Source organism: Comamonas aquatica, assembly GCF_018064205.1.
Lineage (GTDB): Bacteria > Pseudomonadota > Gammaproteobacteria > Burkholderiales > Burkholderiaceae_C > Comamonas > Comamonas aquatica.
On record NZ_CP072916.1, the window covers coordinates 734508 to 754281 of the forward strand.

A 19774-nucleotide genomic window follows, 5' to 3' on the forward strand; every position below is an offset into this window, starting at 1 on the left:
GGGGAATGACCGGGGCATCAAGGGGTGCGAACTAACAGGGAGTGGGCAGCATGGCGGATGTGACGGAAGATGACGTGGTTTTTACCTTCGCTAAGGCGTGGAACCGGTTGTAGCCAGAGGAGTTTTGGCTTTGCTCGCGCCCGAAGCATTGTGCAAGCCGCTGTGGTGAGACACAACTGCTCCGGTGAAACCGTGCAGACTAAAGCCCGTGCACAGCTGGACCTGCAAACCCGTGCAGAATTGCTGCCACCCAGAAGCCCAGTGGCTGTGCCTGGTCGTGCGCCAGTGGTCGGCAGCTGCGTGTCGCCTTCTGTACGCCAGTGTCCGATGGGGTAGGGCGTGTGTGCCGCGCTAAGCCCAGGGGGCGGTGGCAGGCAATCCCCCCAGCTTCGGTCGCAGAGGCGGTCATCCCTGCGCAAAGCGCCTTGCCGACCGCGCGATGGTCGGCCCCGGCCAGCGGCGCATGCTGCAAGCGGTAAGAGGGTTCCATGCAAAGCGCCGCAGGCATGCACGTTGGTGGCAATCTTGGCGGTGAAGGTCTGTGGCTGCCAATCCACGGCGCCGCGTTCGCACACACGGGCTGGAAGGCGGGATGGTGCTTGGCCAGGTGGTGCTGGGCTCGTCAGCAAGTTGGATTGCCTGGGCCTTGTCCGTAGCCATGTTGGCGCAGCTGAAAAATTGAGGGCCATCGTTCAGTGAGCGGTGACAATGCTGTCTGTGCCCGCTCCCAGACCGCCACGCGTAGGTGTAGTGGCGGTTTGCGTAGGCGTCTTGGAATCAAATCCTTCCTTTTTGCCACCGGGCCTCCGAATTTGAAAACCGGCCAGCGTCCAAGCATTCTTGCCACCTGGCCATGCCAACGTCGTGCGCTGGCTGTGCATACCCCAGCGTGATTGCTGGAACTGACCACACCCAGGGGGGATGGCCAGCAATTGCGCATCGACCGCCAGATCAATAACGGCAAATTTGGCGGTGGATGCCCCCAGCGCGGGCAAGATGCTATGCGGCATCAAAATCAGGGCCTGGGGTTGTCTGAGTAGGCTTTCCAGTACGGAGAGTGCGATCGACGAGATAGGGAACCATGTGGCAATCGATTGGGCGTTGTTGCACAAATGCCGGTCGCAGCTGAGGTAGGCTCGGGAGATGAGAGAGACGAGCTGGGGTCGGGTTAAGTACCGCACAACGAACTGGAAGGCTTACAACGCAGCGTTGAAGGCGCGAGGTGAGCTGACCATTTGGCTCGATAGGGATATGCAGTGGCTAGCTCGGCCCACGGGCAAGCGTGGTCGTTGCCAGAAGTTCTCAGATGCGGCCATCCAGTTTTGCCTGACCATCAAGTGCTTGTTTGGCCAGCCCTTGCGCCAGACACTGGGCCTGGTTGAGTCGCTATTGGGTATGGCAGGCCTGCATTGGCCAGTGCCCGACTACAGCACGGTGTGTCGCAGGCAAAAGAGCTTGGATGTGCAGGTGCGCTACCGTGCAAGTGACAAAGGCTTGCACATGCTGGCCGACTCCACGGGCATCAAGTTCTTGGGCGAAGGTGAGTGGAAAACCAAAAAGCACGGTGCCGAGCGCCGCCGCCAGTGGCGCAAGGTGCATCTGGGTATTGATGCCCAGACACTGCAGATTCGGGCCATCGCAGTAACAACCAATGAAGTGGGCGACTCGCCCATGGCAGCAGACCTGTTAGGTCAAATTCCAAGCAATGAAGAGATAGCTAGCTTTACCGGTGATGGGGCGTACGACACGCAGGATGTACATAAGGCGTGCTACCTGCGGGGAGCCATTCCAATCATCCCGCCGCGCAAAGGAGCGAAGCTGCGCAAAGGGCTGGCATTTGCTCACCGCAATGAAGCGGTCAAGGCGTGTAGGCAGTTGGGGCGGGCTATCTGGAAACGCTGGAGCGGCTACCACCGAAGGTCACTGGTGGAGACCAAGATGAATTGCTTCAAGCGCCTGGGCGAGAAGGTCATGGCCAGGACGTTTGAGCGCCAGGTGACCGAGCTGCACATCCGAGCTTCAATCCTCAATCAATTTACCGCTCTGGGCACGCCCCAGACAGTCGCTGCTGCGTAAATCTATTTGGGATTGGGGATGCCTTGGCCTATGGCCGATTTATGCAACAAAGCCAATCGATTGCCACAAAGATTGGCTGCGTGCTGCAGACCTTGAACGATTGGGTCACGAAGGCCGAGGTTGACAGTGGCCAACGCCCCGGCACCACCAGTTCGGATGCCTAGCGCATCAAGGAACTGGAACGAGAGGTCAAAAAGCTGACATCCTGAAGACGGCTAGGGATGGTCTGCATAAAGCGATTCCAAGCGCAGTAGTGCTTGAATGGGCCCCCTCCCAGCAAGTCGCCTCCCCAAGATACCCGCGTTTCGCGGGCATCTTGCCTTTTCAGGCCGTCATCACTTGCGTGGATGGGCTATTCACCAGCAAGCGACCAAACATTAAGGAGTAGGCGTGATCATCTAGGGGCAACTTCACAAGACCGTGAAAAGCTGTTGATGGCTTGAAATTGAATTTTGCAGGGCCGACTATCCCAGGGGCGTTTGATCCCTGTGCAATACCGGAAAAAACTTGGTCTCGCCGCATAAAACCAGTCCAAGTTTTTATCCGCATCTCTCTTTTCAAAGAAGCACCTGGCGCGCAAAGCCGGGTGTGCAGTGGAACAGCGTTTTTGTCTTAAGACCGAGCTTAATCCTCCTCGAAGTTTGCTGCATGGAATTTGAGAACGCCGCAGTTCTCCTTCACTGCTCGTTGTATCGCTGTGTCAAAACCATTCTTGCTGCGCGCTTCGATCTCTACCGTGACTCGCACGTCAACGCCCATCTGGGCAGAAAAGTGCTGGATCACTTCGTTGACAATGGTTGAAAAGTCCATCGTGGCTGTATCTGCCTCGACCTCCACTGCTCCGAAGAAACGATTGGGCAATATTGGAGATGCAGCTGTAGCTACTGCTGTTTTTTCTGCACCAAGAGGCAGTCTGCCAATGATTTGGGGTGGGGTCAGGGGTGGGGAGGTAATCGTGGCTACGCTATTGGCCGAGGCAGCCCGAGCGCGCTCTTCATCTTCCTGCTTTTGCTGGTATGCAAGTGCCGCATCATGGCTGATCAGCAGGCTATCGCTGTCCATTGTCACCAGCGCTGTCTGCCCAAACACGAACCCTATCCACCGCTCACCATCTTTGCCTGCGGCATAGCCGAAACCATCACGCTGAGCACAGCCTGCCGTTATCGTCTGGACGAAAACATCAGCGTTCAACAGGCGTGGCAAATAAAGATACTGGCAACTGTCCTGCCACACCTTCAAGGCTGAGACTTCAGTGATACCTTCCTTGAAATACCACTGGTTCAGCATCCGGTTCATGTGCACGGGTGACCATGAACTTACCAACCATTCTTCCTCTTTGAGCTTGCTTTCAATAGCATCGACAATACTCGGAGCAGACGCAGACAAGGCCACAGCCTCCCAGCGCAAAGTCAACTTACCGCGGCCCATCTCTTCGGTGGGTACCATCAACCAGCGGTAGGTTTCACGCACCATTTGCTTGACACCATCCTCGGCACCATCCATTGCACGTTTGGCCTGATCGGCTTGGTAAGTGCCCAGGTCGATGCGGCGGTTCTGGACGTCTTCCACAATGGATTTCCACGCCAAATAGGTGCGTGCGGCATCGCGCAGGCGCTGCACAGCATCGCTATCAGGTGCCAAGAAAATCAGGCGATTGCGTTTGAGACGCGGTGCATCACCACGCTTTTCCAGTAGTTCCGTAGCAGCCAGCAGAGCAGCACCATCATCCTGGCGACGATAGCCCGCGCTGGGCGGTAGCACCACCAACTTTGGCCCGATGCCAAAGTCGTCTGGCACATCAGCCGATGGCGTAAAAACGTGGATACCCGAAAAATGATTGCCCTTGGAAAATACGCGTCCAACTCGCTCGCGCAGCAGCGGCAGTACGTCGTCAGCGTCTTTTAGGTTGGCCTTGCGGCTTTCCATTTCGCGGCGCAGGTTGGGGCGCGTGTCAAACCAGTAGCTGTCTTTCTCACCGTAAAGATAATGCAATCGGTCGCGCAGGCGCTTGATGACGTCCTCGTAGGTGCCCACTGCTTGCCCTGGCTGCACAGCGCCAAGCAAAATGCCATCAACCCGAATGCCTCGCACTGCCTGTGCTGCGTTGGATGGGGCGCTGCCCAAGAAAATCGTGCGTGCCACACGCCGCGCGGCCTGCACGCTGCCAAAGCGGGTGTCGTGACCGTCAATATCGGCGGCAGCCGAATCCGGCCCATCCATTTCGCGCTCAATCACCGGCTCCCAGCCATTGGGCAGATAGTGGATGCTTTTATTGCGTACCAGCGCGTCGTCCAGGGGCAACGAGCCTGGCATGATCAACGCATCTTTGTCATTGCTGTTCCACAGCCGGTGGATGACAATGGCCATGTATTGCAACACCCCGCGCGTACGCTGAAACTTGTCCAGCGTGGACCAATCCTCGTACAGCCGGTCAAACACCTCGGGGTGAATCGGGTAGGCGTTGGCCATGCGCTCCTCGTAGCGCGCTTCTTGCACATCGACTGGAAACTTGGTTGGATTCCGGCGATACAGTTCGCCAAAAGCTCGCGCTGTGGCATGTATCTGCACAGGATCACCCGCAGAATCAAACAAGCGGCGGCGCACAATTTCAAACGCCTCTTGCGCAGCCACCGGCTTCCACACCGACTCCACCCGGCCAAAGTACTTTTCCAGCACCGTCAGGGCACGCTGGCCTTGGGTGCCTGCAGCCTCGGTTTCTGATTCGGGCAGCGAGGCCAGCAAGATGGCGTTGGGCACGCCCTTCATGGCCTCGGTCAGCGCCTGGATGAAGGTGATGTTGCTGTCAAACGTGCCGCCGGGGTAACTCTTGCCCGGTTCCAACTGGCGCACATAGGCCACCAGCTCATCAAGCAGCACCACGCAGGGCGCGGCGCGTTGCAGCAGCGTGGTCAAAGCCTCTTTGCCTGGTGACGTACCGGCCTGGTCGGCCTCGGCCAGCAGGGCATAACCTTCGGCCCCCAGCAGTTGCACGGCCAAATCGCCCCACAAAGTGTTCACCGTGATGCCTGCATGCGAACGCGCCAGGCTGGGCGAGAACTTGATGCCATCGACCACCGCCACGCGCGCCTGGGGCAGCGAGGCAATGCCCGCCGCATCCAGAATGGGCGGAATGCCTGCCAGCCGCTCGGTGGGGCACTGGCGGCAGGCCAGGTGGTACACCGCCAGCAGCGTGTGCGTTTTGCCGCCACCAAAGGCCGTTTGCAGCTGGATGACCGGATCGCCACCCCGGCCCGAGAGCCGCTCGGCCACGCTTTGCAGCAACAGGCGCATGCCCTCGGTGATGAAGGTGCGGGCAAAAAACTTCTCGGCGTCCTGGTACTCCTGGGGCGCGGTGCCGGCGTGGACTTGCGAGATGTCCGCCGCAAATTCACTTTGCTTGAACGTGCCTTCCAGCACGTCTTTGTGGGGGTGGGCGACTTCGCGCCAAGGTTTAATGGTCATGGTTTTACTCGGGTCACAGTCCACGGCTGGTGTGGCGCGGACTCGCTTTCATTCAAAACAAAACATTGCACGTTATAGGCGACCAGGCGCTGGCGCAACTTGTCACGCAAGCGCATCGCCAGGCGGCGAAAGTCGCGTGCGGCAGGGTTCCAGGTCAACAGCAGCACCACCGACCATTGCGCAGCGGCATCCATGGCGCGCGCAAAGGGTGCCACCGCGGCAGCATCGGTCTGCACTGGGGTTGCGCGCACAGCAGCGGCCAGGCTCAGCAGCGTGCCCTCCAGCTTCTCGGCCACTTCATCGACCACAAACGGTTTGGCGCGCTGGATGGACACCGCCCGATCGTGCCCCTGGCTTTTGGCCCACGTCCTGACTACGGCCACCTCTTCGGGATCGCTGGGCGACAGGCGCGGCAGGCTGTCGGCCTCAAAACCCTTGCAATCCTTGACCTCAATCCACCAATGGGTGGCATCCAGGCAGGCCACAAGGTCCATGGCTTTCACGCGGGTTTTGATGGTGTTGCGGTACCAGGCCGATTCGTCAAACTTCAGCGCCTGCCACGACTGCGGAAAGTCAAAGCGCAGTTGTCGCCCTGCAGCACCTTCGTAAATGGAGTGGGTGGGCTTAGCCATGCGCCTGCACTTGCAGTTCCCGGTCGTACTGGGCCAGCTCCTCATCCAGTGCAACCACCGTCTCCAAATCCAGCAAACGGCTGGCTTGCCGCAAGGTCACCACCCGGTCTGGGCTGGTAGCTACCAAACTCAAAAAGCGCTGCTCCACGCTGTACTGGCGCGACAGCAAATCCAGCTCTTTCAGCAAAAAATAGCTGTGCGTGGCGATGAAAACCTGAATGCCCTGCTGGCACAACGTCAAGATGCTGCGCGCCAGCACCTTGATGAGCTTGGGGTTCATGTTGGTCTCAGGCTCATCCCAAAACAAATAGCCCTTGTCCAACAATGCCCCGGTGCTGATGAGGCGCGCCAGCATGGCCAGCTTGCGCAGGCCCTCGGCCACCAGCGGCATTTCCATATTGCCCTCGCCGGGAATGCTCAGGTAGAACTCCCCGGTGCCAGAGTCCACCACCACTTTGCCGCCCATCGCTTCTTCCAGCGGCTTGAGCAGCTTGGCGGCTTTTTTTTCGCGTGCTCCCTTCACGCTGGGCACACCCAGCAGCGAGACCGTATCGCGCCAGCTCTCTTCAAAGCGCAGGTGAAAGTTGTCATACAGCGGCCCAAACCAGGGGCACAGCGTGACCAGCTCGCGCGTGGGGATATAGGCCGGGGCCTGCTCCAGCGCCTTGGCAGGCAGCTTGTCCAATTGCACCTCTGACTTGGCCTGTGAGGCAAAGCCAAAGGCACAAGACAAGGCCGAATCGTCCATCTCCAGACGCACCTCGCAGCGCTCGCGCCCCTGTTTGCGCTTAGCTAAGCGCCCCAGCGCATCAGGCCGAAAAACGCCCACCAGCTTGTCGGCATACGCCTTTTGCAGCGCAGCCTTGGTGAAGTCTTTGGCATCGGCATTCACCTTGAGCACCGCATACAGCAGCTTGAGCAATTGCGACTTGCCCAGCCCGTTCTCGCCTACGATCACGTTCAGGCCCGCTGCAAACTGGTACTCACCATTAGGCAGTGGCCCGAAGTTTTTGATGGATGCCTTTTTCAGCATGGCTTGTTCCTTATTGCGTCGGCAGCCTCTGTGTCCGTCCACGCCTTCTGCAAAAACGCATGGTCTGACAGTAGATTGAAAAGTACATTTCCCGCTCGCAAGCTATCGTTGATGGTTTCACATTCACGAGCAATTTGCTGAATCAAGCCTGCATCCAGATGCGTACTTTGCAATATCTCCCGGTTGGCAGCGACACGAAATTCACGCAGAGCCACAACCATGTTCTCGACAGTCACAACATCATCACCAGTCAGCGGGATGTTGAGCGTGTGCTCTTCGGACTGTGAGCGCCCCAAATCGTTGTGACTCAGGTACTTGTTCCGTACAGACTCCAGCGCTGAGGTGCTCCACTGTGCCTTCAGACCATCGCATATACCCTTCAAACTTTCCTGCTGTTCCACCAGCCGGGCAAGGCTCAAGTTGGGTTTGTGCCCTTCGCCTCTACCACTAACAGAAGGGTCCATCAAGCGTGCGATGCGAATCAGCAGCGACTCCATCATGGCCGTCTGCATCAGTCGGTACAAGGCAGGCACGTCGTCCGCCAGCGCCTCAATGCCTGGGCGCGAGGCCGCCCTGAAATACATCCCGTTGACGGCTTCCCACAGCAGTTGAATGCCCGTGATTTCCTTGTTGATGACATCCAAAATAGCTGATGCAGAAGGTGCGGCTGGTGTGCTCATGCCTCAAACCCCAACTGCTTCCCGCGCGGGCCTTCTTCGCGGCTGGCTTCTAGTACGGCGTGCCAGGCGGTGATGAGTTCGTTGTAGGCGCGGGCGTCTTCGGCCCATTTTTTGCGCTCGCACAGGGTGTAGAGGTGGTAAGCCAGTTGGCGCACGGGCTCGGCCTTGTCGGGCATGGCGGCCAGCAGGGCACCGGCTGCGGCTTCGCCTTGGGTGTTGAGGGCACGAATCAGGTGGTGCGTGGCCTCCCACACCGGGGCGCGGTGGTCGGTGGCGGGGTTCCAGCCGGTGGGGTAGTCGGCCCAGCGCAGCAGGCGCACTTTGCCCGCGCCGCTTTGCACCACGCCGGCTTCGGCCACACCGGCCACGCTGGTGCCTTTGCCACGGGCCAGCACATCGGCCTCGCCAAACGGGCCTTCAGCCCAGCCGTATTGCTCGAACCAGCTGTTGGCAAACAGGGTATCGGCATCAAAGCTGCCCGCGTCGGGGGTCAGGTAGTCGGTGATTTCGCGGTTAATCAGCACCAGCGCATCGTGCACGCGCATGGGCGTGCCGTCTTGGTTGAGCACTTGCGCGTACTGGCTGTAAATCGCCATGCCGGGGCCAATGGCGGCCTGGGCCAGATCGACCGGGGCGATGGGGCTTTGGCCGCTGGTGCCGCCAATCATGGTTTCCAGCGCCTCGGGGAGCTGCTCGCGCAATTGGCGCTGGAACTCGCGGCGGCTGATGGTGTCGGCAGCGGCATCGCGCGGGCGGCAGACCAGCACGATGCTGGAGGCCAGGGCGTTGGTGCCAATGCCGATGGAGCGCGCATTGCGTTCTGTGCGCATGGGCCAGGTGCCGGTGAGGGTGAAACCGGCGCGCAGCACGGCCTCCAAAAACGTTTCCCAACCGGTGCTGTGTGTGCCGCCTTCTTTCTTGGTGTCGCTTTGCTTGAAAGCGTAGTAGATGGTGACCGGAAAGGCCGGGTGCGCCTGTGCGGCCAGGTTGTGCATGGCCGCCGTCATGCCGTCCAGAAAAAACTCCTCCGCCGCCTGCTTGCTACCGTGGCGGTATGGCGTGGCAATCAGTTCCTCGGCCTTGGGCACGGTCAGCGTGGCGTAGAGCTTGGGGAAGATGGGCCGCAGGCTGCGGCGCAGCCAGACATAGAAGAAGTCGGACAGGTCAGCGTAGCCAATGTTGTCGTAGTACGGCGGATCGGTAGAAACCACCTTACTTGCTGTTATCTGCTGACTTTGGGCGTCACATTGAAGTGCCATGCTGTTTGTAGAGGTGGGCAAGGTCGCAATTGCATGAGCAACCCATTCAATGTGGTTGAGGTAGTTGCCAGCAGAGTTTGAGAAAACATTTGTTTCGATGTAGTCCCAAACCATCGGTATAGATTGCTTGCTGAATAGATGTCCTAGCCCTTCAATGGCCGGTATATAGCTACTCAGCGAGTTACACCAATCAGCTTGCTTACTAAGGGCTGCAGACAAATACACAATCACCGCCTCCGCATACGCCTTAGCGCCACTACCCCCGACGTCCAATCCCCGGCCATCGTCGGCCATGCCGGCAGCCAGGGCATCAGTGCGGATGCGGGCGATGGCTTCGGGCACCAGATCGGAAAACGTGGTCAGGGCCACCAGTTGGCGTGGGGTGAACAGGTCACCGTAGGTTTTCAGGCCGTAAGCCAGCGTCCAGAAATTGCGCGGGTCGTCTGGCAACGCAGTTTCTGGCTTCCATTGCGGCTGCGCTTGCTGGGCAATGGCTTCATGCTCTGACAAGGGGGCCAGATAGATACGGCCCCGAGCGCCTTCGGCCACGATGGCCATGAGCTTAGCCCCCATGCGTCCGGCGGTTCCCTCGGCCTTGATGTACGCAGGTTCAATCGGCGCATCCGACATCAGACAGCGGAAATTGGCGCCGCGCCCCAGCTTGGTGCCGTTCTTGGCTTCCGCAGGCGGCTTGCCCGTGCGCACCTCAAAACGGTAGCTGTCACCCTTCACCACCGGCTGCACCCAGGCTTCCTTGCCTGCCTTGCTGCTCAAGATAAAGGTGCTGGCGAGAGGAACATCCACATGGCTAAAGGCCGGGTTGGGGCTTTTCACGGTGCGCGCCCACAGCCAGGCAATCACCGTCAGCTCTTGGCCCGGCTGCAATCCAGCCAGTCCGGCGTTTTGATGGTCTTTTTGGCCTATGGCGCTTACTGGGAAAGCGCTGGCAGCTAGTATTTCAGGAGTAATTTGCACCGTCGGATACAGGTGACCCATGCGCTGCTGGGCCTGTTCGCGCATCCACGCGCCGTAGCGGCGCACATCTTCGGCCAGACCTCGGGCACCGCTCCAGTCGTCAAAAGCGTCCTTCGTCGCCTTCTTGGTGCCGCGCTCGGCCTCGATGGATGGCCCCACCGGCGCACGGCCCACAAAGCGCGGCGGAATTTCAATCATGGCCTTGTTGATGGTGACGGCCACGGGGTTGAGGTCAGAAGCATGGCTTTCCAGCCCCAGGCGCTGGGCTTCTAGCGGCAGCGCACCACCACCGGCAAAGGGGTCGTGGAAGGCGGGCAGCACGTCGGGGTTAAAGCCGGGTTTGCCTTTGTTCAGCTCGCAGGTTTCGCGCCAGCTTTTGGCAATGGCGGCGCGGGCGCGGGCCAGCACTTCTTCGTTGTTGGTGTTTTCCCATTTCACCAAGTCGCGCAGGATTTGGAACAGCTCCTCGCGCTCGGCATCGGCCTGGGCGCGGGTTTTGCCCGCGTAGTAGCCGCGCTCGCCGCCGGGGTCGTTCACCATCTGCGCAAAGATGACGGCGCGCGCGGCGGCCAGCGGGCGGCGCGCCCACCACAGGTGAAATGTTGCAGGATGCCCGCGTCGGGGAACAGACTTTTCATGTTGAGAAGCACGATTGATATCGTCCAGCGGGAGGGCGACTTCGATGAGTTTTTTGGGGGTTCGGATTGGGGGCATGGGAGATAAAAAACGGGTGATGGTCGGCTTACAGGGCGGTGGCCAGCATGTAGCGGTAGGGCGCTGTTTGCAGAAAGTCTTGGATGTCGTTTGGGGCTTGCTGCAATACCGCGATGGCGCGTGCCAGCCAGCGCTTGCGTTCATCGACCAGATTGGAGTCGGCGTTCAGGCTCAGCATGTCGCGGGTCTGGCGCACCGTGTGTTGCTGGGCTTTGGTTAAGCCTGCAATGGGTTCGATGGTGCCGTCGGTGGACAAAGCAAACTGGGCATTGCAGCTTGGTGCGGGTTCGATGGGCAACAAACGATCGCGTTTACTTTGGCCGCAGGTTTTCTTGCTGATGCAGCTGTGGGCGTAATTGGTATAGGTGAAGCACAGGTGCGGGTGGGCGTTGGCACCGGCCTTGGGCTTGATGTGTTCTACCTGGCCTTCGGTAGGCGCAAGCGGGTTTTCGCAATAAACGCACAGGCCAGCCTGGTCGGCGTTCAGATCGGCCTTCACCGCCGCCTTGACCGATTGAAAGGCCAGGCTATTGAAGTCAGCCACGGTGGCTGTCGGTTGGGCGGCATTGAAAGCGGTCAGAGCAGGTGTGGGCACGGTGCGGTGTTGCAGTTCCACCATGGTCAGTTCACCCTGCCTGCTTTGCGTGCTGCCAGAAAGCGCCAGGTGGTGAGGTCGCTTTCGTGGAATTGGTAGCCAGCTTTGTCCAAAGTTGCCCGCAAGGTTTGCGCTGCTTCGGTTTGCTCTTGGCCCGCGCGCACCAATTGCTCGTAGCGCCGAATGTCGTCTTGCAATGCCAGCGGTGGCTCTCGGTGGGTACCCATGATTTTGGCCAGGGCATCGCCCGACTCATGGGCCAGCGGGCTGAAATCTGGCGTGCGCACGCCTATGCGACCGTTTTCGTCCTGGTCAAGGATGCGGATGTTTTCGCGCGGCACGGTGGTCAGTACTTGGGGGCTGTGGGTGGTGACGATGAATTGAGTCAATGGGAAGGCCCGCATCAAGTCTTGCAAAACCCGCTGCTGCCACGATGGGTGCAGGTGCAGGTCGATTTCGTCCACCAGCATGATGGCTGGGGCACTTAAAAAAAGCTGCGGCAAAAATGGGCCCGGCACATTGGCAGGGTCCCAACGCTCTAACAGTTTCAAATTTTCATCAATAAAGCTTGCGGATGCGGCCCCTGGCTCATCGCGATATCTATTGGCAATCGCCAAGCGGCGTGCAAAGTCCATGGCCAGTGCCAACATGCTTTGGTAGCCCTGGCTGAGTTGGTTGACCTGCATTTCCGCACCGTCACTGATGCGCTCCAAGACAAATTTGTGTCTGGCATTGAACCGGGGGTTGCGGTAGGCGTTGCCCAGGATGGAGAGCACGGTGGAGCGCACAGCCTCTAAGGATGGAAACGGCGAATAGGTTTCATCCGTGGCATTTTTGTTTTCACGCAGCTCAGACGACTCTTCCAGATCAAACCAGGCCAGCATTTCTCGAAAATCGCTGAGCGGGTTGAAGCAGTCCACCAAGGCAGCTGCCGGGTATTCGTAATTGAGTTTTGCAGAACGCAGGCGCTCGGGCACCTCGATGTGCCCACGGCTGGCACCGTAGTAGGCAAACACAGGGGTGAGCTCTGGCAGTGCTGTCTTATAGCTGGCCACGATGGTTGCGATGTGCTCTTTGAGCGCCTTCTCTCCCCAGGTCTCATCAGGCTTTGTCCCTTGAGCGTTGCCAGAGGGGCGCCAGTAATCCCAGCTCAGGCCTTCATAGGTTTCCAGCAGAATTTGGGCGAAGTCAGCCGTTCCCCATTGTTTTTTTCCAAGAGGGGCCTCAGCGCTTTGCAAACGAAAGTCTGCGTCTTTGATGCCTCGTCCGGTTAAACGCTGATTGGCCGATGACAGGTAGGTAAGCACTGGATTCAGTCCACTGGCGATGCCATCCAACACGGCTGTCTTGCCGGCACCGTTTTCGCCGACGATGACGGTCAAGCGCGGGTGTAGATCCAGCGTCAGGGATTCAAAGCAACGGAAATTTTTCAGCGTGACGGTTTTCAATCGCATGGAGCAGCCCTCGTTTCAAACACGGTTGCGGCCCTTGGATTGCCTTTGGTCCGTTCGAATTGTCATAGACCACTACTCTAACCTCAACGGAGATTGGATCTCACAACGGATACCTCAGAAACGCACGTCATGAGCATCTGTCTTGAGACTAGGGCTAGGGCTAGGGCTAGCCTATGCATAGAACATCTTGGGCTCAAAGGCTCTGCTCAGCAGCAACCCAAGGGCCAGGTTTTTGCTAGCCTCAGCCCAATCAGGCTCTTGCGTGAAAGGCATAGGGATGTAGTTAACAGACTCTGCATTCACCCCATCCACCACCACGACGGCCAACACAAACTTGTCTTTCTGATTGAGCCCGTGGCGGATCTCATTGCTGGTGACAGTGATGGTGTCTTGGCCCTTGACGCGGCCTTTGACTTCGATGTGCCGCTCCAACGCCAGGCCTTGAGATTGCTCGATATAGACGGTGATATCCCAACCGCACTTTTCAGCAGACACATCCTTGGTGCGATGACCCAGAGCGTGTTCAGCGTCAAAGACTGCTTGCATGGCGATACGTTCGATACGGGCACGGGCTGCCGCATCCAAGCTGAAATCAGGTGCGCCACTGCGCTGGGCCAGTAGCCCAGCTGGAATGATCAGCGCTCCGCCAATCACATTGGGTGTGCCTGAAGCCACATGGCGCATAGCTTGGAGTTCGGTCGTGCGCTGTTTGAGGCGTGCACTTAGTTCCTCTGCGCGGCGACGGGCGTTTTCGGGTTGCAGGCGCGGCTGCTTGCCTGCGCGCACATCCATGTCCAGACGTATCGCGCGGTCTGACCAGTATTGGATTTCCTTGACCAAACGCTCGCGCACTGCCACGAGTTGCTTGTCCGCTTGGCGCTCGCGGCGGCTGGCGACTTCTTGGGTGTGCTCAGGCACAAGGTGCTCTACAGCGTAGGCCAATGCGCGGGCTTCGATGTGGTGGGTCACCCAATCGGCCTGCAGTAGATCGGCCACTTGGGCCGCTTCAGTGGAGGTTATGGGCACCAAGTCAAGGTGGCGAGCAAAGGGCGCGGGCGTGGCGTGGCCGTCCGCATTCATTTCAACAAACTGTAGTCGCCGGGACACGTCACGCGGGCTGCCGCCACTGAGTGCTGTGGCTTCGCGCACGCTGTGATCGAGCATAAAGAGTACGCGGGGTTCAGTGCTGTCGTCATGCGGGTCAACCAAAATGGCCCCCCGTTTGAGCAGACTGCGGTGACTGGAGAGCACCAGATCGGTCACTGCCGCCATCAGCGGATGGCCTGGGTGTACCAATTCCGCAGTGGGTTTGCCGTAAAGGGTGCGGTGGTCTCGGTCAAAGCAGATGCGCTCGTATTTTTTCAGCACAGGGGTGCGTGTATGGCCGATCACACGGTCGCGCTCCATGACGTCAGCCGGAACGTGGCGCACTTCGTAGCGACCCGTTTCACGATTGCGCAATTCGCCCCCTAGCACTCGAAATGCTTCGCGGAAGAAAGTACCAATGAAGTGAGGTTGGAGTTTGCGCGCTTCAGCCTTGTCCATTTCCTCGCGGATGGCATAGAGGTCGTCCAGGCTCATGTGGTTTTCCACCAACGCGTTACGCGCCATGAGGTCCTTCAAGTGCTGGGTGTCCAGCGCTTGATCGATCACCTGCTCCATCCGGGCACGGGTTTCAGGCTGCTCGCCATAGCGGATGGCCTCTATCAGAAGATCTTTGAGGGAGGTATTGTCAAAGGCCTCGCCCAATACGTTGAACACTCTGCCACCCAAGGCTTGATGCTCGATGGAAAGCTTTTCCAGCAGGGTTTTGAAAACCTCGCCTTCGCGGGTCTGTGCTGCCACCAGGTTCCACAAATGACAAACCTCACGCTGGCCAATACGGTGGATACGGCCAAATCGCTGCTCCATGCGGTTGGGATTCCAGGGCAAGTCGTAATTGACCATGAGGTTGGCGTTTTGCAAGTTGACGCCTTCGCCCGCAGCATCGGTGGCCAGCAACACCAGCACGTCCGGGTCGTTGCGGAAGGCCTCTTGAACCTTGCGCCGCTCGTCGCGGTTGACGCCGCCGTGGATGGTAACCACGGCCTCTTCGCTGCCCAGCGTGTCGCGGATACGAAGCAGCAGGTAGCTGAGGGTGTCGCGGTGTTCGGTAAAGACGATGATTTTGCGGCGACGGCCATCGGCTGTGCGCATTTCAGGCTCGTCTTGCAGCAGTCGTGAGAACTCTTCCCACTTACGGTCACTGCGCGACTGAACGACGGACGCTGCTGCACTTTCCAGGTCCCGTAGGATCAGAATTTCTGCTTGTAGCTCGGGAATGGTCTCTGCGGCTGTAGCTTGATCCACCACCTGATCAGCCACCGCTTCGTATTCTTCTGCGCTGAGTTCGTCGGCAGCGTCATCAAGGTCGTCTGGCAAATCCAGCTGGCGCTTGACCACGTATTCACCCAGGTTCTCGCGCAGAACGTCAGCGCGGGCTTTAAGTTGCAGCTCGTCTAAACGGGCTTCGAGTTTTTTACGGCGACGCGAGAGCGATGTGTAAATGGCCTGCGGGCTCGATGCCAGGCGGCGCTGCAACTGTGTCAAGGCAAAGCCCACGGTGCCTTTGCGTTTGCCGTCCAGCCGGTCCGCGCGGTCCATTTCGTTGCGTACGTAGTCGGTGACCTGGTCGTACAGCAGCACCTCGGCATCAGACAGGGTGTAGTTGACGGTGTACGCACAGCGCTCGGGAAACAAGGGCTTGCCATCGAAGCGAAGCAGCTCTTCCTTGACCATGCGGCGCATCATGTCGGTGATGTCCACCTTGTGAGCCCCTTCGCGGAACTTGCCATAGAAGCGGTCGCCATCCAGCAAAGACATGAAGAGTTGAAAGTCCTCCTCCTTCCCATTGTGCGGCGTGGCCGTCATCAGCAGGTAATGGCGAGTGATGCTGCCGAGGAATTTGCCCAGCTTGAAACGCCCTGTTTCGTTGACCTTATTGCCAAAGTAGTTGGCAGACATTTTGTGGGCCTCGTCGACGACGATGAGGTCCCATTCGGTGTGTGACAACAGTTGCTGGTATTCTTCGTTGCGCGAAAGCTGATCCAGCCGGGCAATCAACCGATCTTGCTCGGCAAAGTAGTTACGGCTATGACACTGCTCCTGCTTTTCGCGACTGAACAATTCAAAGTCGAGCCCGAATTTTTCACGCAACTCGTCTTGCCACTGCTCCGTGAGTGAACCGGGCGAAACGATGAGCACGCGCCGTGCATCTGCACGTAAGATCATTTCGCGGATGAGCAACCCTGCCATTACCGTTTTGCCTGCGCCAGGATCATCAGCCAGGACAAATCGCAAGGGTTGGCGCGGCAGCATCGCCTCGTAGACGGCTGAAATTTGGTGTGGCAGCGGCTCCACGTTGGACGTATGCACCGCCATCAGTGGATCAAACAGGTGCGCTAGGCTAATGCGGTAAGCCTCCAACGCTAACTTAAAGCCCGCAGGATCTGCATCAAAAGCCCAAGCACGCCCGCAGGTAGCCAGTGCAAGGCGATGCTCGTCACTTCTGAAAACAGTTTGCTCATCCAGTTTGCCTTGCGTATTGCGGTAGGCAATCAAGCGTGCGTTGGGACCTATGTCCTCAATATTGACGATTTTTACAACTTCGCCAGGCACCAGGCCGCTGATCTGGATATCTTTTGTGAGTTCTTCAAGTTTTATCATTGGGAAAGTTAAAACCGCAAAATTAATGACCTAGATTTTGGCGCGAAGCGGTCGAAGGAATTGCGCTCAATCCCCGATAGGTATAGACACTAAGCTTTGTGGCTTCGACTTCATGAATGTTGCCCTGCACTGCTGGCCAAGCAAGCAGTGAACAGCCCCTGGATTCAAGGAGGCCGATTGGTTTAAGTTGACACCTCTATCGAGGTGTTGCTGACGGCGAGTTGCCACTAGTAGTTTGCCTCAGCTTCTGCCGGAGGGATGCCCCCAATCGGCGTGAGCAATCGGACATGGTTGAACCAGTGCACCCATTGCAGGGTGGCCAGTTCCACGGATTCCCTGGTCTTCCAGGGGCCCCGGCGGTGAATCAGCTCGGCCTTGTACAGACCGTTGATGGTCTCGGCCAGCGCGTTGTCGTAGCTGTCACCCCGGCTGCCCACCGAGGGCTGTATGCCCGCCTGGTCCAGCCGTTCGGTGTAGCGGATGCTGACGTATTGGGTGGATTCAACCGGTCGTCGCAACACCAAGTTAAGTTACCGATTCTAGATACTCATTAAAGACTTCCGCAGGTGTTTTCCAGCCCAACGTTTTGCGTGGTCGATTGTTGAGTGTCAATGCCACTGCTTGAAGCTCTCGATGGTTCCATCGAGATAGATCCGTGCCCTTGGGGAAGTATTGGCGCAGCAGCCCGTTGGTGTTTTCGTTCGTACCACGTTGCCATGGACTATGAGGATCAGCAAAGAACACCTGCACCCCTGACTCGGCAGTGAACCGTGCGTGGTCTGACAGCTCCTTACCACGATCCCACGTTAACGATTTCCATAGCTGGGCAGGCAGTTTGGTGACAGTTTTTCTGAGAGCATTGGCCATCGTGACGGCACCATAGCCAGCCAACGGCTGCCCATTCTTTACACGTCCACAACAAAGGCCACATACAGCAAGCCCTGCCAGGTGCAGATGTAGGTGAAGTCCGACACCCACAGCGCGTTGGGGCGGCTGGCCTTGAAGTGCCGGTTGACGTGGTCCAGCGGGCACGGTGCCGATGTGTCCGGCGTGGTGGTGCGCACCGTCTTGCCACGGCGTGCCCCTTGCAAACCCATGGCACGCATCAGCCGCTCGACTGTGCAGCGCGCCACTGCGATGCCCTCGCGGTTCATCTGCAGCCAGACCTTGTCAGCCCCGTAGACCTGCCAGTTGGCATGCCACACGCGCTGGATGTCCGCCTTCAAGCATTCGTCACGCTGGGCGCGTTGACTGCGCAGTTGCGGGTTACGCAGCCGGGCTGCGTGGCGCCAGTAACACGACGGGGCCATCTGCAGCACCCGGCAGATGGGCTCGACCCCGTAGTCGTCACGGTGGCGGTCGATGTAGTTCTTCAAGACTTCAATCGGCGGTCGAGCTGCGCCTGCGCAAAAAACGCGCTGGCCGTCTTCAGGATGTGATTGGCCCGGCGCAGTTCCTTGCCTCTGTTGTCCGTATCACGGAAACGACAATTTTTCTCCTGCTCTCGAATGTCAGGTTTTGTCTGGTTCTCATGGGGTTGGGTTTTAAGCAGTGTCTTTGCGTTCAGTTTGTCGGTTCTTCCTGGGGCGACCGCCTTTCTTTCCATTACGGCGGCTGGCAGCCTTGCCCTTTTTGGTTTTTGGCCCCGTGGACAAGCCACCATGCAGCTTGCAGCGTCCACCGCGATACAGGACTTTGCTTTTGCAGGGAGTGCCCTTGCGCGTCCTCGCGCCACAGCAGTCGCTGTGGAGATGGACGGACGCAGGTTCGTGATCAGCGCTCTGGCGGCCAGATGCTGGCGCCGGTATGGCATGTTGTTGGGTGGGGTAGTGCATGGGGGCCTCGGTTTTGCAATTGAACGTACTTGTGTGTTGTCCCATCTCAGGGAACCCGCGCATGGAGCAGCCACCATTTCAAAAGCACGCTGTTCAGCAAGTCAGGTGCCACCAGCCAACTGGTGCGTTGAGGAGTCGGTTGCGGGGACTTTGCGGCCGGCCACGATGGGATTGGTGCTGCCCGTACCCTGGAGATGCTTGCCTGGAATGCCGGTCGAGGCTGGGCCAGGATGCCAAGGCTGGTATGGATGGGCCAAGTGGGACCAGCGCCAGCGAACCCTACAGAGCATAGGGTTCGCTGCGGCAAGGCGGGCAGTTTCAGTGCAATCACAACATGCACGGGAGGCGAGGAACTGCGCGAGGCGTCTGAGATGGCACGGGTGCCCACCATGCTGGCAGCAGGCTTGGGCCGTGCAGGTGCCGTGATGTGGGCACGCTGGTATTCCGGGCTTTGGCGGTAGCGCTCCGCAGCCGTGCCACGGAGCTTGGTGATTGGCTTGGTACAGATCTCAGCCATCGTTTTCGTGCGCTTGGGGCGGCAACGAGGGCGAGGCGGTTTTAGGGTGTCGGCGTGCCCCAACGTCGGGGCCAGGGCTGCATAAAACGGCTGGGGGGCTTCTTCGATGCAGTTGCGAAGCAGCTGGGCCACGCAGCTTTTCCACATCGGGTCTTTGCGGTGCTGGAGTGCGCGAATGACTTCCCCGGCCATTTGTTCTGCCGTCAGCGCCATCTCGGAATGGTCCAGCAGGCCTAAAGCTGCAGCATGGGGCTGCATGGCTTGTTCAAAGCGCGCCAAGCGCGCACGCAGCTGTGCTTTACCACCCAGTAAATCCGAGCCTTGCATCCGCCCGTGGACCAGGGGAACGATCAGCACATGCATGTGCTGTGCGCTTTCATCCTTGTGCACGACCGCGCTCAGGAGGTTGGCGCTGCCAAACTCTGTGGCCATCCAGTCCAAAGCAGCTTGGAAGTACGCGGATTCGTCATCGCGGATGCCCACAGGCAGGCTGATCAAGGCCTCGATCAGGCGCACGGCATCCACACGCAGCTTGTCGATGCCTGCTGCTTCCAGCTGTGCTTTGTAGGCAGCGTTGACCGCTTCCGCCGTCTGGTGCCCGAGCAAGACGAGGTTGAGATGCTGCTGGCCTGGGGTGATGTTGGGCGTCAAGGCCAGCTCGCGCAGATTGTGCCGAGCCGCCCGCAGCGCTGCCGTGGGGCCCTTGAGCTTGGCAAAGCGCACCAGCAGGTTGGCAGGGCGTGTTCGGCGGTCTATCTGCACGCGTGCCCCTCAAATGCACCCAGCCGTGACGGGCACGGCTGGGTTGGAGAGGGCCAGCGAACGCATGGCGGGGCA

General features: G+C 58.9%; 12 protein-coding genes, 3 pseudogenes and 1 other annotated feature. Of the genes and pseudogenes, 1 reads left to right on the plus strand and 14 read right to left on the minus strand.

The genetic code is table 11. The annotated features are described in order from the left end of the window. Positions 1-692 precede the first annotated feature (692 nt). Positions 693-1010, minus strand: coding sequence for a hypothetical protein (locus KAQ61_RS03420; RefSeq protein ID WP_210930503.1), 318 nt, complete (start codon positions 1008-1010; stop codon positions 693-695). A 133-nt stretch (positions 1011-1143) separates the two neighbouring features. Here KAQ61_RS03420 and KAQ61_RS03425 point away from each other — a divergent pair, with 133 nt between their 5' ends. Beyond that, on the plus strand, positions 1144-2076 hold the full coding sequence (locus KAQ61_RS03425; RefSeq protein WP_043387407.1) for an IS5-like element ISAav2 family transposase: 933 nt from the start codon (positions 1144-1146) through the stop codon (positions 2074-2076). A 624-nt stretch (positions 2077-2700) separates the two neighbouring features. Here the strand turns inward: KAQ61_RS03425 and KAQ61_RS03430 are convergent. The 13 genes and pseudogenes from KAQ61_RS03430 to KAQ61_RS03485 all read right to left on the minus strand — a co-directional run bounded on the left by KAQ61_RS03430 (position 2701) and on the right by KAQ61_RS03485 (position 19699). Then, positions 2701-5538: an ATP-binding protein gene (locus KAQ61_RS03430; protein WP_210930504.1), complete on the minus strand. Its 2838-nt coding sequence runs from the start codon at positions 5536-5538 to the stop codon at positions 2701-2703. Next, complete coding sequence (locus KAQ61_RS03435) at positions 5535-6170, minus strand: hypothetical protein (protein WP_210930505.1); 636 nt, start codon at positions 6168-6170, stop codon at positions 5535-5537. The genes KAQ61_RS03430 and KAQ61_RS03435 overlap by 4 nt, the downstream gene beginning before the upstream one ends. Beyond that, on the minus strand, positions 6163-7203 hold the full coding sequence (locus tag KAQ61_RS03440) for an AAA family ATPase (protein ID WP_210930506.1): 1041 nt from the start codon (positions 7201-7203) through the stop codon (positions 6163-6165). Before KAQ61_RS03440 ends, KAQ61_RS03435 begins: the two co-directional genes overlap by 8 nt. Further along, positions 7197-7883: an AbiU2 domain-containing protein gene (locus KAQ61_RS03445; protein ID WP_210930507.1), complete on the minus strand. Its 687-nt coding sequence runs from the start codon at positions 7881-7883 to the stop codon at positions 7197-7199. The genes KAQ61_RS03440 and KAQ61_RS03445 overlap by 7 nt, the downstream gene beginning before the upstream one ends. Further along, the gene (locus KAQ61_RS03450) at positions 7880-10831 is read right to left on the minus strand and encodes a DUF1156 domain-containing protein (RefSeq protein ID WP_210930508.1); all 2952 of its coding nucleotides are present in this window, start codon (positions 10829-10831) and stop codon (positions 7880-7882) included. Before KAQ61_RS03450 ends, KAQ61_RS03445 begins: the two co-directional genes overlap by 4 nt. 28 nt (positions 10832-10859) lie before the next feature. Further along, a complete protein-coding gene (locus tag KAQ61_RS03455) occupies positions 10860-11450 on the minus strand; it encodes a retron system putative HNH endonuclease (protein ID WP_210930509.1) in 591 nt (196 codons plus the stop codon). Between the two features lie 2 nt (positions 11451-11452). Beyond that, on the minus strand, positions 11453-12880 hold the full coding sequence (locus KAQ61_RS03460; protein ID WP_210930510.1) for an AAA family ATPase: 1428 nt from the start codon (positions 12878-12880) through the stop codon (positions 11453-11455). Between the two features lie 171 nt (positions 12881-13051). Then, entirely contained in the window at positions 13052-16585 is a 3534-nt protein-coding gene (locus tag KAQ61_RS03465) for a helicase-related protein (protein ID WP_210930511.1), read from the minus strand. A gap of 227 nt (positions 16586-16812) precedes the next feature. Continuing rightward, positions 16813-17082 (minus strand): annotated as a pseudogene (locus tag KAQ61_RS03470) (integrase core domain-containing protein); the annotation flags it as partial. 28 nt (positions 17083-17110) lie between these two features. Then, a pseudogene (locus tag KAQ61_RS03475) lies at positions 17111-17497 on the minus strand (IS30 family transposase); the annotation flags it as partial. After that, positions 17494-18047: pseudogene (locus KAQ61_RS03480) on the minus strand (IS3 family transposase); the annotation flags it as partial. The pseudogenes KAQ61_RS03475 and KAQ61_RS03480, both read right to left, overlap by 4 nt. Then, positions 17887-18003 (minus strand) — a sequence feature (AL1L pseudoknot). (Overlaps the previous pseudogene by 117 nt.) 82 nt (positions 18048-18129) lie before the next feature. Continuing rightward, the gene (locus KAQ61_RS18925) at positions 18130-18483 is read right to left on the minus strand and encodes an HGGxSTG domain-containing protein (RefSeq protein WP_338026748.1); all 354 of its coding nucleotides are present in this window, start codon (positions 18481-18483) and stop codon (positions 18130-18132) included. Continuing rightward, positions 18467-19699: a plasmid recombination protein gene (locus KAQ61_RS03485; RefSeq protein ID WP_210930512.1), complete on the minus strand. Its 1233-nt coding sequence runs from the start codon at positions 19697-19699 to the stop codon at positions 18467-18469. Before KAQ61_RS03485 ends, KAQ61_RS18925 begins: the two co-directional genes overlap by 17 nt. Positions 19700-19774 lie beyond the last annotated feature (75 nt).